A 14,082-nucleotide genomic window follows, 5' to 3' on the forward strand; every position below is an offset into this window, starting at 1 on the left:
TTGCGGCGGCCTGCGCGAGGCCGCGCCGGGAAAAACAACGCCCCGGCGTCTTGCGACGGCGGGGCGGTCAGGCTATCAGGCGCCGATTTCCTTGGCGTAGGCGGCGGCGTCCATCAGGCCGTCCAGATCCGCGGCGTTGGCCGGCTTGATCTTGAAGAACCAGCCGTCGCCGTACGGGTCGGAGTTGGCCAGTTCCGGCTCGCCTTCCAGCTCCTCGTTGACGGCGAGCACTTCGCCGGCGATCGGACAGTAGACGTCGGAAGCGGCCTTCACCGACTCCACCACGCCGGCCTGCTCATCCTTGGCCAGATTCGCGCCGGCTTTCGGCAGCTCGACGAAGACGATGTCGCCCAGCAATTCCTGCGCGTGCGCGGTGATGCCCACGGTGACGTAACCGTCGGCTTCCAGGCGCAGCCACTCGTGGCTGTCGACGTATTTCAGTTCGGCGGGAATGTTGCTCATCTTGAAGTTCTCCAGCTTAAGATCAGATCAATGGTGACGGCAGTCGCCTTGAGGCGCTGCCCGATTATTCGAAAACTTTCTTGCCGTTGCGCACGAAGGGCATCTTCACCACGCGCACATCGGTCAGCGTGCCGCGCAGGTCCACCTGGGCGCCGGCGCCGGTGGCGGCCGGCACGCGGGCGATGGCGATCGAGTGCTTGAGCGTCGGCGAGAAGGTGCCGCTGGTGATCACGCCTTCGCCCACGCCGTCCACCACCACCTTCAGTCCCTCGCGCAACACGCCGCGGCCTTCCAGCACCAGGCCCACCTGCTTCATCTTCACGCCGGCGGCTTTTTGCGCTTCCAGCGCCTCGCGGCCGTTGAACTTGCGCTCGGCCGGCTCCCAGGCGATGGTCCAGCCCATGCCGGCTTCCAGCGGCGACACGGTCTCATCCATATCGTGGCCGTACAGATTCATGCCGGCCTCCAGGCGCAGCGTGTCGCGCGCGCCCAGGCCGATCGGCGACACGCCGGCGGCTTGCAGTTGATTGAAGAAAGCGATGGCCTGGTCGGCCGGAACCATGATTTCCAGGCCGTCTTCGCCGGTGTAGCCGGTGCGGGCGTAGAACCATTCGTCCTGCGGCAGGCCCTGGAACACTTTCAGCGCGCGGATGGCGTCGGCCAGTTCCGGCTTCACAGCGCAGACTTTGTCTATGGCCTGGGGGCCCTGCACCGCCAGCATCGCCAGATCGCGGCGCACCTTGAGCGCCACGTCGAAGCCGGCCTTCTGGCTTTCCATCCAGGCCAGGTCTTTCTCGGTGGTGCCGGCGTTGACCACCATGCGGTAGCCGTAAGCAGTGAGATAGACGATCAGGTCGTCGACGACGGTGCCTTCCGGGGTCAGCATGCCGGAATACAGGGCCTTGCCCTCGAAGCCGAGCTTGGAGACGTCGTTGGCGATCAGTTTTTGCAGCCAGGCTTTGGCGTCGGAGCCGGTGATGTCGACCACCGTCATGTGGGAGACGTCGAACATGCCGGCGTCCGTGCGGACGATTTCGTGCTCTTTCAGCTGGGAACCGTAATGGATGGGCATTTCCCAACCGGCGAAATCGACCATCTTGGCGCCGGCGGCGAGGTGGGCTTGATACAGCGGAGTACGTTTCGGGGCCGTCATGGCGCGGTTCCTTCGAGCAAAGTGTGGATATCCTCTATCAACCACACCCCTCTGTCCCTGCACCTGAGATTTTCCGGCCGGATAAGCCGTTAGCCCCTTCGGTGGACGCCGCGCGGGCGCCGCTCTCCAGATTGCGCGAACCGGCTGCCGCCGGCCCGATGATACAGTCCTTTTGCCTGAGCGATTGCGGGTGCGCTTGCGCCTTCGGCGGCGGCCGAAAAGCCGCTCTCTCCTGTATGACCCGGCGATTATGGTGTCAATATCCGGGGCTTGGCAAGCCAATATTATTTCTATATCAAACAGTCTGAATAAATGTTTTTCAAGGAAAAAAACCGCTCATTTTCATACATCAAAATGGTTCGAAAACGAAAAAGCGCAGGCTGTCGCGCTGCGCTTTTTCACTGATCGGCACGCCGGTCAATCTGCGGCAAACCGCTCCTTCAACTGCCAGACATAGATGGGCAGGCCCATCAGCAACAGCAGCATGCCCCACATCACAATGTCGGCGCCGGAGCCGTACAGCGCCCACAGCGAGTAGACGAAGCCGATGCCGGCGAAGAAGCCGGGGGCGACGTAATCCTTGGGCGCGAACTCCTTGCCGCGCATCAGCATGATGGCGATCAGCGCCATCGAACAGAACGCATACGGCAGCAGCGTGGTGGCGGTGGCCAGCAGGATGATGAATTCGAAGATCTTCACCCCGCTGTCGCCGCCGGCGTACTTCATCGCCATCAGGATGGTGACCAGCGCGCTGGACAGCACCAGGCCGAAGATGGGCACGCCTGCCGCGTTGCGCTGGTCGAAGCGGCGGGGAAACAGGCCATCCTTGGCCGCGGCCGCCGGCACGTGCGCCTGCATCAGGCTCCAGCCGTTGAGCGCGCCGAAGCAGGACACCACTGCGCCGAAGCCCACCAGCCAGTAGCCCCAGTCGCCCCACATCAGCTTGGCCGCGTCGGCGAACGGCGCCTGCGAGGCGGCCAGCACATCGGCCGGCATCAGGCCCATCAGCGACACCGTGGACAGGATGTAGAGCACGGTGGCCAGCAGGGTGCCGATCACGGTGGCGCGCGGAATGGTCTTCTCCGGCTCCACCACGTCGCCGGCCGGCACCGACGCCGACTCCAGGCCGAGGAAGGCCCACAATGTCAGCGCCATGGTGGCGGACAACGAGGACAGCAAGGGCTTGTTGTGCGGGTTGAATGCGAGATTATCCGGCTGGAAATGGAAGAAACCGATGAAGGTAACCGCAGCCAGCGGCAGCAGCTTCAGCAGCGTGGTCACCACCGCCACAACGCCGGAGCTGCGCGCGCCGCGGCTGTTGATCCAGGTGACGATCCAGATCAGGCCGATGGCGACCGCGCCGGCCAGCGGCTCGTTGTGCCCCAATGCTGGGAAAAACACCTGCATATAGCTGGTGGCCGCCACCGCCAGCGCGGCGTTGCCGGCCCATAGCGCGATCCAGTAGCCCCAGGCGATCCAGAAGCCGGCGAAATCGCCGAAGCCCGCGTGGATGTAGGCGTACGGCCCGCCTTCGCGCGGCAGGATGGCGGACAGGCGGGCGAACACCAGCGCCAGGCAGATGGCGCCGCAGGAGGTCAGCAGCCAGCCCAACATCGACACGCCGCCGAACGGCGCCAACGAGGCCGGCAGCAGGAAAACGCCGGAGCCTATCATATTGCCCACCACCAGGGCGGTGCACATCCAGACTCCGAGCGAGCCCTTCTTTTGAGTGGAACTGTTTTCGTTCAAACCTGACTCTCCGTGGGAACGAAAGCATCGCGCGCCGGGGTAGTCACACCCGGCGTCAGACATGCGGAAAAGGTCAAAACCGCATCGGCAGGCCTATGGCCATGGCTTCAAGATAGCCGAAGCTGGAACGCTCGGCTGCGCCGCAGCCGGGTGCGGCCTGCCGCCGCGCCAAAAAAAGGGCGCATTAAAACACAGTTTTGACGTAAAAACATGTCGCATTGACGATTTTTTCAACAAAAACCGTTAGCAGACAGATGCTTATGCCATTCAAATGAAAAGTCGTCAGAAATGAGGGAGTTGCAAGGGACCGGCCGGCACGCGGCTCAATGACCAATTCGCCACCGCCCAGCGCCACAGCTCGTCCAGGCTCTCGCAACCCGCCGGCGGGCAATGGCCCAGCAGCTCAAGCGCCGCGCTCAGCTGCCGCGCGGCGTCGCGGGCCGATATCGCCGGCGCCAGCGTCTGCTTGGACAATTTCTCGCCGGCTGCGTTGGTCAGCACCGGCAGGTGGCAATAACCGGGCGCGGGCCGGCCAAGCGCGTCGTAAACCGCCAGCTGGCGCGGTGTGGACACCAGCAGATCGGCGCCGCGGACGATGTCGGTGACGCCCTGATCGGCATCGTCCACCACCACCGCGAGCTGATAAGCCCAGAAGCCGTCGGCGCGCAGCAGCACGAAGTCGCCGATGTCGCGCGCCAAGTCCTGCCGGTACCCGCCCTGCAGCCTGTCCTCCACCCCCCGCTCCCCCTCGGCTACGGCCAAGCGCCAGGCCCGGCCCGCGCGGCCATCGGGACAGCCCTGCCGGCAGGTGCCCGGATAAACGTAGCCATCCAAGCCGCGCCGGGCGTGCGCGGCGATCTCCTTGCGGGTGCAGCAGCAGGCGTAGGCATGGCCGGAGGCGGCCAACTGCTCCAGCGCGGCCCGGTACAAATCATGACGGCGGCTCTGGTAGACCACCTCCCTGTCCCATTCAAAGCCGAAAGCTTCCAGCGTGCGCAGGATGTCGTCGGCCGCGCCCGGCACCTCGCGCGGCGGATCCAGGTCCTCCATGCGCAGCAGCCACTGGCCGCCGCGGCTGCGCGCTTCCAGGTAGCTGCCGACGGCGGTGCTGAGCGAGCCCGCGTGCAGCAGGCCTGTTGGACTGGGGGCGAAACGGCCCCGATAGATTACATTGGACATCATGAGGGATTTGCCGGAGCGTCAGAAAGGAAATTTATCGCTAAAATAACGATTATCCCGAATCACGATCCAGTCTTAAACTGAGGGTACGCGAATGACGTACGTTGTAACCGATGCCTGTATCAAATGCAAATACACCGACTGCGTGGAAGTCTGCCCGGTCGACTGCTTCCGCGAAGGTCCCAACTTCCTGGCGATAGACCCGGACGAATGCATAGACTGCTCGCTGTGCGTGCCCGAATGTCCCGTCAATGCCATTTACGCGGAGGACGACGTGCCCAAGGGCCAGGAAGGGTTCATCGCGCTCAACGCGGAACTGGCCAAGAACTGGCCGAGCATCGTCGAGCGCATCGATCCGCTGCCCGACCACGCGGACTGGGCCGACGTGAAGGACAAGCTGCCCCACCTGGAGCGCTAGCCAGCTTCCCGGTCAAAACCAGAGGCGGCCTTCCGGCCGCCTTGTTCATTACGGGCCTGTTCGCCGGTTCAGATGAACAAATCGATATCGCCGGTCCTGGCGCCCTCGTTCTGATCCACGATGCGGCCGCGGTACGGTTGCTCTTGCTTGATCGCCGTGCTGGTGCGCTTCAGCTTCTTGATCAGCACCTTGCCCGTCTCCGTGAAGAAATACACCTTGCGCGCGCACTCGCCCAGCAAATCCTCGGCCAGAACGGGAATCTGCTCGTTGGCTAGATAGCTGCGGATGAAATTGCTGTTGCGCTCCCCCACCCGGACTACCGTCATGCCATCCAGCACATTGCCAGCTCCGAAGATCTTGGCCTCCAGCCGGTTGCGCATCGCGCCCAGCTTCTGCATGTCGGTGATCAGCAACTCCATCGCGTTGACGCCGAACCGGGCGGCGGACGCGCCTGACCCCAGGTCCAGCGAGCCCTCGGGCAACAGGAAGTGATTCATGCCGGCCACGCCGGAAATGCGGTCGCTCAGGCATACCGACACGCAGGAGCCCAGCAGCGTCATCAGGAGCCTGGGCTGGTTGGTGGCGTGGAACTCGCCGGGAAACACCTTGACCGCCATGATCTGGAAGTGCTTGTCGTAGTACTGATGGCTGTTGCTGTTCATCGCATCGGCATGACTCATGTAATCGCCCTTTCGGCTTGGCCCTGCAGGCAGCAAACCACCGTTTCCGCCAGTTTGCTCAATGGCAGGACATGCATCACCGCGCCGATTTTGAACGCCTCCCGCGGCATGCCGTACACCACGCAGCTGGCCTCGTCCTGGCCGAAGGTGATGGCCCCGGCATGGCGCATCCGCAACAAGCCTTCCGCCCCATCCTTGCCCATGCCGGTGAGGATCACGCCGATCGCGCTCTTGCCCAGGACGCGGGCGGCGGAATCGAACAGAGGGTCTACCGCCGGGCGATGGCGGTTGACTTTCTCCCCCTGATCCAGCGCGATCCGATAGCCGCCTCCAGCGGCCGGCGCCACCCGCATATGGGAATGGCCAGGAGCGATGTAGGCGACCCCCGGCTTCACCGCTTCTCCATCCTCCGCCTCCTTAACCCGTATCGGGCACAGCCGGTCCAGCCGCATCGCGAAAGTGAAAGTAAAGTGCTCGGGCATATGCTGAACGATCAAAATGGGCGGTCCATCAGCCGGCATGCCCATCAGAAAGTCCTTGATCGCCTCCGTGCCGCCGGTGGAGGCGCCGACGAATACCAGCACGTCCTTTCTCAGCTGCGCGGCGACGGCCAGCGGCCGGGACGACAGCGGCTGGCGGAAACGCCGCGGCTGCCGCAATCTGGCCTCGGCTGCGCCTCTGAGCTTTTCCCGTATATCCTCCGCGTATTCCTGCATATGCCGCGCGATGTCGTTGGCCGGTTTATGGATGAAGTCGACGGCGCCGATCTCAAGCGCCGCGAGCGTGGTTTCCGATCCCGCGTCGGTAAAGGACGAGATCATCAGCACCGGCGTCGGCCTCAGCCGCATCAGGCGGCGCAGGAACTCCAGCCCGTCCATCCTCGGCATTTCCACATCCAGCGTCACCACGTCGGGATTGGTTTCCCGTATTTTCTCCCGGGCGATGATGGGGTCGGCCGCCGTCGCCACCACCTCCATGTCCGGCGCCTCGTTGACGATGGCGGTCAGCAGACTGCGCACCAGCGCCGAATCGTCCACCACCACCACCCGTATCCTCCTGCCCGCCGCGCTCATCCGCCCTCCTCCCCTGCGCCAGGGTGCGCCAGCCGATAGGTGGTTCTGCCGCAGCCGGCGTAGGCGTCGGTCAGGTGCGTGATGTTTTCCGAATGCCCGAGCATCAGCAAACCATCCGGCCGCAGACAGGCGGCCATCCGGTTCAGGATGCCGACCTGGGTGGGCTTGTCGAAATAGATCATCACATTGCGGCAGAAGATCGCGTCGAAGCGGCCGATGTCCGGCCAGCTTGGCGCCACCAGGTTGAACTGGAAGAAGGACACCGCCTCCCTCACCTGCCGCTTGAGCCTAATCATGCCTTCGTTGCGGCCCACGCCCTTGTCGAAATATCGCTGGAGCTGGGCGCCGGACACCTTCTCGGCCCGCTCTCTGGCATAGACGCCATGCGCCGCCTGCTGCAACACATTGGTATCGATATCGGACGCCAGCAGCTGAAAGGCCCCGCCGCCGGCCTCTCGCCACAGCTCGAGCAAGGTGATGGCGATCGAGTACGGCTCCTCCCCGGTGGACGACGCCGCGCTCCATACCCGAAACGTTTCTCCTGCTCTCCGGCGCGCTCTAGCGTGCTCGCGCAAAATATCGAAATGATGGGACTCGCGGAAGAACGAGGTCAGATTGGTGGTCAGCGCATTGATGAAGCCTTGCCACTCGTCGCTTTCCTCACCGTGCTGCAGCAAGTCCAGGTAGTCGGAAAAGCTGCGCAGCCCGCGCGAGCGCACCCGCTTGGACAGCCGGGCGTACGCCATATGGGTTTTGGAATCGCTGAGCGAAATGCCTACCCGCTGATAGATCATCTCGCGAACCCGCTTGAAGTCGTTGCGGGTGAACTTGAGTTCCGTTTCGTCGGCCATGCCGCGTCCCCCCGCGCAGTCGCCATTCCGGCGGCTGCGCATCCCATATTCAGCCAGTCTTCAAGTCCTCAGAACTCCTCCCAGCCGTCTTCGCCGTCTTTTTGCGGCTGGATGGGCTCAATCGCCTTGGGCTTGATCTGGTAGTGGCCGGAATGCTGGCTTGCCTTGCGCTCCAGCGCGCCGGCCAAGCCAATCTGCGGCAGGGCCCCGCCCGCCGGGCGCGAAGCCGGCCTGGCCGCGGCAGGCGACCTGCCGGGCAATGGCTTGTCTTCCAGCTTGAACACCGCCACCGCGCCGGACAGATAACGGGCCTGCTCCTCCAGCGACTCCGCCGCCGCCGCCGCCTGCTCGACCAGCGCCGCGTTTTTCTGGGTGTTCTCGTCCATCTGGGTGACAGCGAGGTTGACTTGCTCGATGCCGGAGCTCTGCTCCATCGACGCCGCCGAAATATCGCTCATGATGTCGGCGACGCGGCGGATCGACACCACGATCTCGTTCATCGTGCGGCCGGCTTCGTCCACCAGCCGGCTACCGGACTCCACCTTGTCCACCGAGTTGCCGATCAGCGACTTGATCTCCTTGGCCGCGGCCGCGGAACGCTGGGCCAGGTTCCGCACCTCGCTCGCCACCACCGCGAAGCCGCGGCCCTGCTCGCCGGCCCGCGCGGCCTCCACCGCGGCGTTCAGCGCCAGGATATTGGTCTGGAACGCGATGCCGTCGATCACGCTGATGATATCGACGATCTTCTTCGCGCTCTCGTTGATCTCGTTCATCGTCGACACCACATCGCCGACCACCTTGCCGCCGCGCGCAGCGATGTCGGATGCGCCGGTGGCGAGAGAGTTGGCCTTCTTGGCGTTCTCGGCGTTCTGTTTGACGGTGCTGGTGATCTCTTCCATGCTGGACGCGGTTTCCTCCAGGCTGGCCGCCTGCTGCTCGGTGCGGTTGGACAGGTTGGAGTTGCCGGCGGCGATTTCCTTGGCCGCGGTGTTGATCGCGTCGGTGGAGTCCTTGATATTGGTGACGATCTCCAGCAAACGCTCGACCGTGGCATTGCTGTCCGTCTTCAGCTGGCCGAACAGGCCATCGTAATCGGAGCTGATGGTCTTGGTCAGATCGCCGCCCGCCAGCGCGCCCAGCACGTTGGCGATATCGTTCAAGCCGCGGCTGGTGACATCCAGCAACTGGTTGATGCCCTCGCCCAGCAAGCGGAAGAAGCCCTGCTTGCCTTCCGATGCGATCCGCTTGCCGAACTCGCCCGCCGACGCGGCCCTGACGATCTCCGACACCTCGCGCTCGATCTCCACTTCGGCGGTGCGGTCCTTCCATTCCACCACCGATCCCAGGCGTTCGCCGTCGGCGTCGAACACCGGATTGGCCACCAGCGAGAAGGTTCGGCCCGCCACCTGGATTTCCGTACGATAGGTGGAGCGCAAATTGGCCAGCAGCTCGCGCTGATGGGCTGGGCTCTTGTGGAATTCGTCGATGCTGGCGCCTATCAGCCGGCGCACGTCGAAATTGGGCAGCGCCTTGCGCAAGTCCGACTCCACCCCGCTCAGCATGTCGGTCACGCTGTGGTTCATGTAGATGATCTTGCGCTCGTTGTCGGCGATCATCACATTGGTGGTGCAGTTGTCAAGCGCGCTGCGGATGCGCGCGTTCTCGCCGGCAACGCGGGCGACCTCGACGGCCTTGGCGTCGGCCTCCTCTTGCAGCCGCAGCGTCTCGGTATTGTCCTGCCACTCAACCACCGCGCCCAGCCGCTCGCCCTCGGCATTGACGATGGGCGACAGAATCAGGCTGAAATTCCGTCCGCCGACCACGATGGATGAGCGGTGCGTGCTTCTGACCTGCTGCAACACGCCGTGCTGGTAAGATGGATTCTTGTGGAATTCATCTATCTTGCCGCCCAGTAGCCCGGCGGCCGAGAAGCGGGGAATTTCGCGCCGGATGTCGGCTTCCGCCTGCTGGAACATTCTCAGCACCGCCTGATTAGCGTAGATGATGTGATGAGTCTCGTCCGCGATCATCACATTGGTGGTGCAGACGTCCAGCGCGCTGCGGATGCGGGCGTTCTCCGCCGCCAGCTTGCTTTCCTTGTCTGCGCGCAGATCCGCCTCGCGCTTCAACCTGAGCATTTCGGTATTGTCCTGCCATTCCACCACATCCCCCAGGCGCTCTCCCCTAGGACCGATGATGGGCGTCAGGATCAGGCCGAAGGTGCGCCCGCCGACGGCGATGGATGAGCGGTGCGTCTCCCTCACCTGCTGCAGCAGGCCCCGCTGGTACGACGGGTTCTTGTGGAAGTCATCGATATTGCTGCCGATCAAGCCGGCGACCGAGAAACGGGGGATGTCGCGACGGATGTCGGCCTCCGCCTGCTGGAACATTTTCAGCACCGACTGGTTGGTATAGATGATGCAGTGGTCCTCATCCGCGATCATCACATTGGTGGTGCACACATCCAGCGCGCTGCGGATGCGGGCGTTCTCCGCGGCCGCGCGCCGGTCGGCCGCGAGGCGGGCCTCCTCTGCGGCCTTCAGCTCCAGTTCCCGGGTGGTGTCCAGCCATTCCACCACCGAGCCCAATTTGCGGTTCTGGCCGTCGCGGATAGGCGTCAGCACCAGACTGAAGGTGCGCCCGCCCACCCTGATGGTGCCCCGATGGGTGCCGCCCAGCTGCTGCAGCATGCCGCGCTGATACGAGGGATTGCGATGGAAATCGTCGATATTGCTGCCCAGAATGGCCCGGGCGGAAAACTGCGGCAATTCCTGGCGGATATCGGACTCCGCCTGCTGGAACATGTCCAGCACCGCGCGGTTCGCGTACACCACCTGATGGCTGTCGTCGGCGATCATCACATTGGTGGTGCAGACATCCAGCGCGTTGCGCACCCTCAGGTTTTCCCGGGCATGCGCGACCACCTCGGCCAGACAGGCGAGCAGGCTGCTCCGATCGCCCAGCCGCACCTGGAACTCGGTCCGCACCTCGCCGTCGGCCAGCTCGCGCAGCACGGCGGCCAGCAATTGCGGATCGCCGCCGAACTGGCGGTCCAGCGCGCGGCGCAACAGCCAGGCCAGCGCGGCGGCCAACAACAGCAGCGCGGCGCCCATGCTGATCAGCTCATTGCTTATCATCCCGGCGGAAACGGCGCCGTCCTCGGGCGCGGCGTTCGCCGCCTGCTCGCCTTCGAAACGGGCGTACTGGGCGATGGCGTCCTGATACTTGAGCGCCGCCGGCCACAGCGTGGTCGACAGGTAGCCGCTCGCCTCCTCCGTCTTTCCTCCCGCCAGCAACTGGCGGTAGGCGGCGATCTGGTTGCGCAGCGGGCCGTCGAGATTGCGGGCCGCGTCCAACCGGGCCTTGGCGTCGGCAGAAGCATGCGCCGACAGGCTGTTGAGACGCCCGGTCACGCCGTCCAGCGCATTGTCCAGCGGAGGCTGCGCCGCGCGTTGCGCCGCCAGCGCGGCCTCGGGCAGCAGGCCGCCCAGTTGCCGCACCAGCAATTGAGATGCCTGCTGGGCCTGGCCGGCCAGCGCCAATTGGCCGATCCGGGCCGCCTGGCCGCCGGCCAGATCGTCGGCGGCGCCCTGCAGGCGGTGCAGCTGCGCCAGGGCGAGATACAGCGCGGCCGCCATCGCCACCATCAGCAAGCCGATACCCAGCGTCAACTGCTGCTTCAACCTGATGTCGCTCATGCTCCCCTCCCCACTTGGTACCCGGCCTCAGGCCCGGGCAGCCACTTCGTCGGTCAGCGCCATTTCTTCGCTGCGCATCAGACGCTCGATGTCGACGACGATGATCATCTGTTCCCCCACCGTCCCCAACCCTTTGATATAAGCAGTATCGACGGCCGAACCGAACTCCGGCGGCGCGCGCATCGCATCCTCGCCCAGCTGGATCACGTCGGACACGCCGTCCACCACGATGCCGACCGTGCGCTTGCCGATATTGAGAATGATCACCACGGTGAACTCGTTGTAATGCGGTTCGCCCAGTCCGAACTTGAGGCGCAGATCGACGATGGGCACGATGCTGCCGCGCAGGTTGATCACGCCCTTGATGAACTCCGGCGCGTTGGCGATGCGGGTGACCGTGTCGTAGCCGCGTATCTCCTGCACCTTGAGGATGTCCAGGCCGTACTCCTCGTTGCCCAGCGTGAACACCAGCAGCTCTCTGACGCCCTCGCCCCTCGCTTGGGCATCGCTCAGATTGTCCAGTTGCATATCGCGTCTCCGGCTGTCATTCCGCGGCGGCCGCCATCTGCGCGGCCGATCCGCGCGGGCCGCTGTTGCTGCGGGCGATGGTGGAAATGTCGAGGATCAACGCCACCTGTCCATCCCCCAATATCGTGGCGCCGGACAAGCCATCCACCTTGCGGTAGTTGGTTTCCAGATTCTTCACCACGAACTGCTGCTGCCCGATCAGATCGTCCACCAGCAAGGCCACCCTGGCGCCGGACGCCTCCACGATCACCAGAATGCCCTCGTCCGCCCGCTGCCTGGCCGTGCCCACATTGAAATACCGCCCCAGCGCGACGATGGGCAAGTATTCGCCGCGGATGTGCACCACTTCGCCGCGCCCGGCCACCGTCTTGATCGCCGCGGGCTCAGGCTGCAGCGACTCCAGGATGAAGCCCAGCGGCAATACGTAGATCTCGTGCCCCACCCTAACCGACATGCCGTCCATGATCGCCAGCGTCAGCGGCAGCCGTATGCTCATCGTGGTGCCGACATCGGCCATGGAGTCAATCTCGATCCGGCCGCCCATGTTCTGGATGTTGCGCTTGACCACGTCCATGCCCACCCCGCGGCCGGACACGTCGGTCACTTCAGCCGCGGTGGAGAAGCCGGCCTCGAAGATCAGCCCCCACACTTCGGCATCGGACATATTGTCGCTGACCGGCATGTCGCGCTCGCGCGCCTTGGCCAGGATGCGTTCGCGGCTAAGCCCCGCGCCGTCGTCGCTGACCTCGATCACAATGCTGCCGCCCTGGTGGAAAGCCCGCAGCGTCAGCCGGCCGGCCGGCGACTTGCCCTTGGCCACCCGCGCGTCCGGCGGCTCGATACCGTGGTCCAGGCTGTTGCGCACCAGGTGGGTCAAAGGGTCGGATAGTTTTTCGATGAAGCCCTTGTCCAGCTCGGTGTTCTCGCCCACCATTTTCAGGTCGATCTGTTTCCCCAGCTTGCCTGCCAGATCGCGGACTACGCGGGGGAAGCGGTTGAACACGAAGGCGATGGGCGTCATGCGGATGGACATTACCGCTTCCTGCAGTTCGCGCGAGTTGCGCTGCAGTGAACTGATGCCGTTGAGCAGGCGTTCATGCTCCACCGGGTCCAGCGCGCTGCCGGACTGCATCAGCATGGACTGGGTGATCACCAGCTCGCCTACCAGATTCAGCAGCATGTCGACTTTCTCGATATTGACCCGGATAGAGTTCTCGCCCGCGGCTGCGCCCTTGTCCGGCTGCGGCCGCGCCGGCGCTGCCGGCTTCGCCTCCGAAGACGCGGCATCAGGCGCCTTTTCGACTCCCACGCCCGGCGCGCCGCCGAACAAGCCGAAGCCATCGCCCTCGAGATCCTTCGCGTCCCCCTTGCCTGGAGCAGTCAACGGTTCGAACAAACCGAAGCTGCCGTCGCTCTCCATCTGCGCCAGCCTCTGCGATCCGGCATCCTCGCCTGGCGCATGCAGCCCGGGCAGCGGCTCGAACAAGCCGAAACCGCCATCCTCATCCACATAGGACACGCCTCCGGCCACCCCGCGCGCGCCTGGCTCCACGCGATCATCCGGCAGGAAAAAGCCGTACTCATCCCCGCCTTCGCCGCAACGATCCACACTGACGCGGAACTGCTCCGGAGACAGCGAGAACGCCAGCGACTCGGCGACCTCGTCCGCGGCCAGAGACGAGGTGAATACCGCTACCCAGGGCAGCTCGTCATCCAGCCGGCCCTCCTGCACGATGGTCAGATCGCCCTGCGCCGCCAGATTCGCCAACAAGGAATGAATATCCTGGCCAGCGGCGGGCGTCAGTTCGAGAAACAGCGTCCATAGCGACTCCGCCGCCTGGATGGTTTCCTGCGCGGACGCCGGGACGCTAATTTCCGCCGCCCGGCCTTCCATCTCTTCCAGGCGCCGTTGAATTTCGCCCCGCCGCTCGCCATCCAGAGCCTCGCCGTTTTTATACGCGACCAGCATCGCCTGCAGCGCGTCTTTCGCCTGCAGAAAGGCATCCACCATCTGCGCGGTCAGCTCCATCGCGCCTTTGCGCACCCTGTCCAGCAGGTTTTCCAACACATGGGTCAGTTCGGCCATCTCGGCGAAGCCGAAAGTGGCGGCGCCGCCCTTGATCGAATGGGCGGCTCGGAATATCGCATGAAGATCTTCTTGTTCCGGCTGAGCCACATCCATCGCCAACAGAAGCGACTCCATCGTGGCCAGATGCTCTTCCGCCTCGTCGAAGAATACTTGGTGAAACTGGGACATATCGATCGTCACAATCGTCCCCTCTTGGCGATGG

The 14,082-nt window shown here is 64.3% G+C and carries 11 protein-coding genes and 2 riboswitches; of the genes, 1 reads left to right on the forward strand and 10 read right to left on the reverse strand.

Annotated features, from left to right (window positions below):
• Nucleotides 1-75 precede the first annotated feature (75 nt).
• The 4 genes from gcvH to gluQRS form a co-directional block, all read right to left on the reverse strand.
• Entirely contained in the window at nucleotides 76-462 is a 387-nt protein-coding gene (gene gcvH, locus BKX93_RS07895; RefSeq protein WP_070979439.1) for a glycine cleavage system protein GcvH, read from the reverse strand.
• 64 nt (nucleotides 463-526) lie between these two features.
• A complete protein-coding gene (gene gcvT / locus BKX93_RS07900) occupies nucleotides 527-1,615 on the reverse strand; it encodes a glycine cleavage system aminomethyltransferase GcvT (RefSeq protein WP_070979441.1) in 1,089 nt (362 codons plus the stop codon).
• Nucleotides 1,616-1,656: 41 nt separating this feature from the next.
• A riboswitch (glycine riboswitch) is annotated at nucleotides 1,657-1,755 on the reverse strand.
• A 14-nt stretch (nucleotides 1,756-1,769) separates the two neighbouring features.
• Nucleotides 1,770-1,860: riboswitch (glycine riboswitch) on the reverse strand.
• Nucleotides 1,861-2,032: 172 nt separating this feature from the next.
• Nucleotides 2,033-3,316 (reverse strand): amino acid permease, encoded by a 1,284-nt coding sequence (locus tag BKX93_RS07905; RefSeq protein ID WP_046155630.1) that lies wholly within the window; start codon nucleotides 3,314-3,316, stop codon nucleotides 2,033-2,035.
• Nucleotides 3,317-3,646: 330 nt separating this feature from the next.
• The gene (gene gluQRS / locus BKX93_RS07910) at nucleotides 3,647-4,531 is read right to left on the reverse strand and encodes a tRNA glutamyl-Q(34) synthetase GluQRS (RefSeq protein WP_200896547.1); all 885 of its coding nucleotides are present in this window, start codon (nucleotides 4,529-4,531) and stop codon (nucleotides 3,647-3,649) included.
• 106 nt (nucleotides 4,532-4,637) lie between these two features.
• Here gluQRS and fdxA point away from each other — a divergent pair, with 106 nt between their 5' ends.
• Nucleotides 4,638-4,961: a ferredoxin FdxA gene (gene fdxA, locus BKX93_RS07915; RefSeq protein WP_070979443.1), complete on the forward strand. Its 324-nt coding sequence runs from the start codon at nucleotides 4,638-4,640 to the stop codon at nucleotides 4,959-4,961.
• A gap of 68 nt (nucleotides 4,962-5,029) precedes the next feature.
• On the opposite strand, the gene cheD is transcribed toward fdxA, so the two are convergent.
• The 6 genes from cheD to BKX93_RS07945 form a co-directional block, all read right to left on the reverse strand.
• A complete protein-coding gene (gene cheD, locus BKX93_RS07920; protein WP_046155627.1) occupies nucleotides 5,030-5,641 on the reverse strand; it encodes a chemoreceptor glutamine deamidase CheD in 612 nt (203 codons plus the stop codon).
• Nucleotides 5,638-6,714 (reverse strand): protein-glutamate methylesterase/protein-glutamine glutaminase, encoded by a 1,077-nt coding sequence (locus BKX93_RS07925; protein WP_046155626.1) that lies wholly within the window; start codon nucleotides 6,712-6,714, stop codon nucleotides 5,638-5,640. Before BKX93_RS07925 ends, cheD begins: the two co-directional genes overlap by 4 nt.
• On the reverse strand, nucleotides 6,711-7,565 hold the full coding sequence (locus tag BKX93_RS07930) for a CheR family methyltransferase (protein ID WP_046166221.1): 855 nt from the start codon (nucleotides 7,563-7,565) through the stop codon (nucleotides 6,711-6,713). The genes BKX93_RS07925 and BKX93_RS07930 overlap by 4 nt, the downstream gene beginning before the upstream one ends.
• Before the next feature lie 68 nt (nucleotides 7,566-7,633).
• The gene (locus BKX93_RS25940; RefSeq protein WP_342341860.1) at nucleotides 7,634-11,263 is read right to left on the reverse strand and encodes a methyl-accepting chemotaxis protein; all 3,630 of its coding nucleotides are present in this window, start codon (nucleotides 11,261-11,263) and stop codon (nucleotides 7,634-7,636) included.
• Nucleotides 11,264-11,290: 27 nt separating this feature from the next.
• A complete protein-coding gene (locus BKX93_RS07940; protein ID WP_046155624.1) occupies nucleotides 11,291-11,791 on the reverse strand; it encodes a chemotaxis protein CheW in 501 nt (166 codons plus the stop codon).
• A gap of 16 nt (nucleotides 11,792-11,807) precedes the next feature.
• Nucleotides 11,808-14,060: a chemotaxis protein CheW gene (locus BKX93_RS07945; RefSeq protein ID WP_046166220.1), complete on the reverse strand. Its 2,253-nt coding sequence runs from the start codon at nucleotides 14,058-14,060 to the stop codon at nucleotides 11,808-11,810.
• Nucleotides 14,061-14,082 lie beyond the last annotated feature (22 nt).

Source organism: Chromobacterium vaccinii (genome assembly GCF_001855275.1).
Taxonomy (GTDB): Bacteria; Pseudomonadota; Gammaproteobacteria; order Burkholderiales; family Chromobacteriaceae; genus Chromobacterium; species Chromobacterium vaccinii.

Coding starts and splice junctions, on each gene's coding strand:
- gcvH (WP_070979439.1), bottom strand. CDS start 462: ATGAGCAACATTCCCGCCGAACTGAAATACGTCGACAGCCACGAGTGG.
- gcvT (WP_070979441.1), bottom strand. CDS start 1,615: ATGACGGCCCCGAAACGTACTCCGCTGTATCAAGCCCACCTCGCCGCC.
- BKX93_RS07905 (WP_046155630.1), bottom strand. CDS start 3,316: ATGTGCACCGCCCTGGTGGTGGGCAATATGATAGGCTCCGGCGTTTTC.
- fdxA (WP_070979443.1), top strand. CDS start 4,638: ATGACGTACGTTGTAACCGATGCCTGTATCAAATGCAAATACACCGAC.
- cheD (WP_046155627.1), bottom strand. CDS start 5,641: ATGAGTCATGCCGATGCGATGAACAGCAACAGCCATCAGTACTACGAC.
- BKX93_RS07925 (WP_046155626.1), bottom strand. CDS start 6,714: ATGAGCGCGGCGGGCAGGAGGATACGGGTGGTGGTGGTGGACGATTCG.
- BKX93_RS07930 (WP_046166221.1), bottom strand. CDS start 7,565: ATGGCCGACGAAACGGAACTCAAGTTCACCCGCAACGACTTCAAGCGG.
- BKX93_RS25940 (WP_342341860.1), bottom strand. CDS start 11,263: ATGAGCGACATCAGGTTGAAGCAGCAGTTGACGCTGGGTATCGGCTTG.
- BKX93_RS07940 (WP_046155624.1), bottom strand. CDS start 11,791: ATGCAACTGGACAATCTGAGCGATGCCCAAGCGAGGGGCGAGGGCGTC.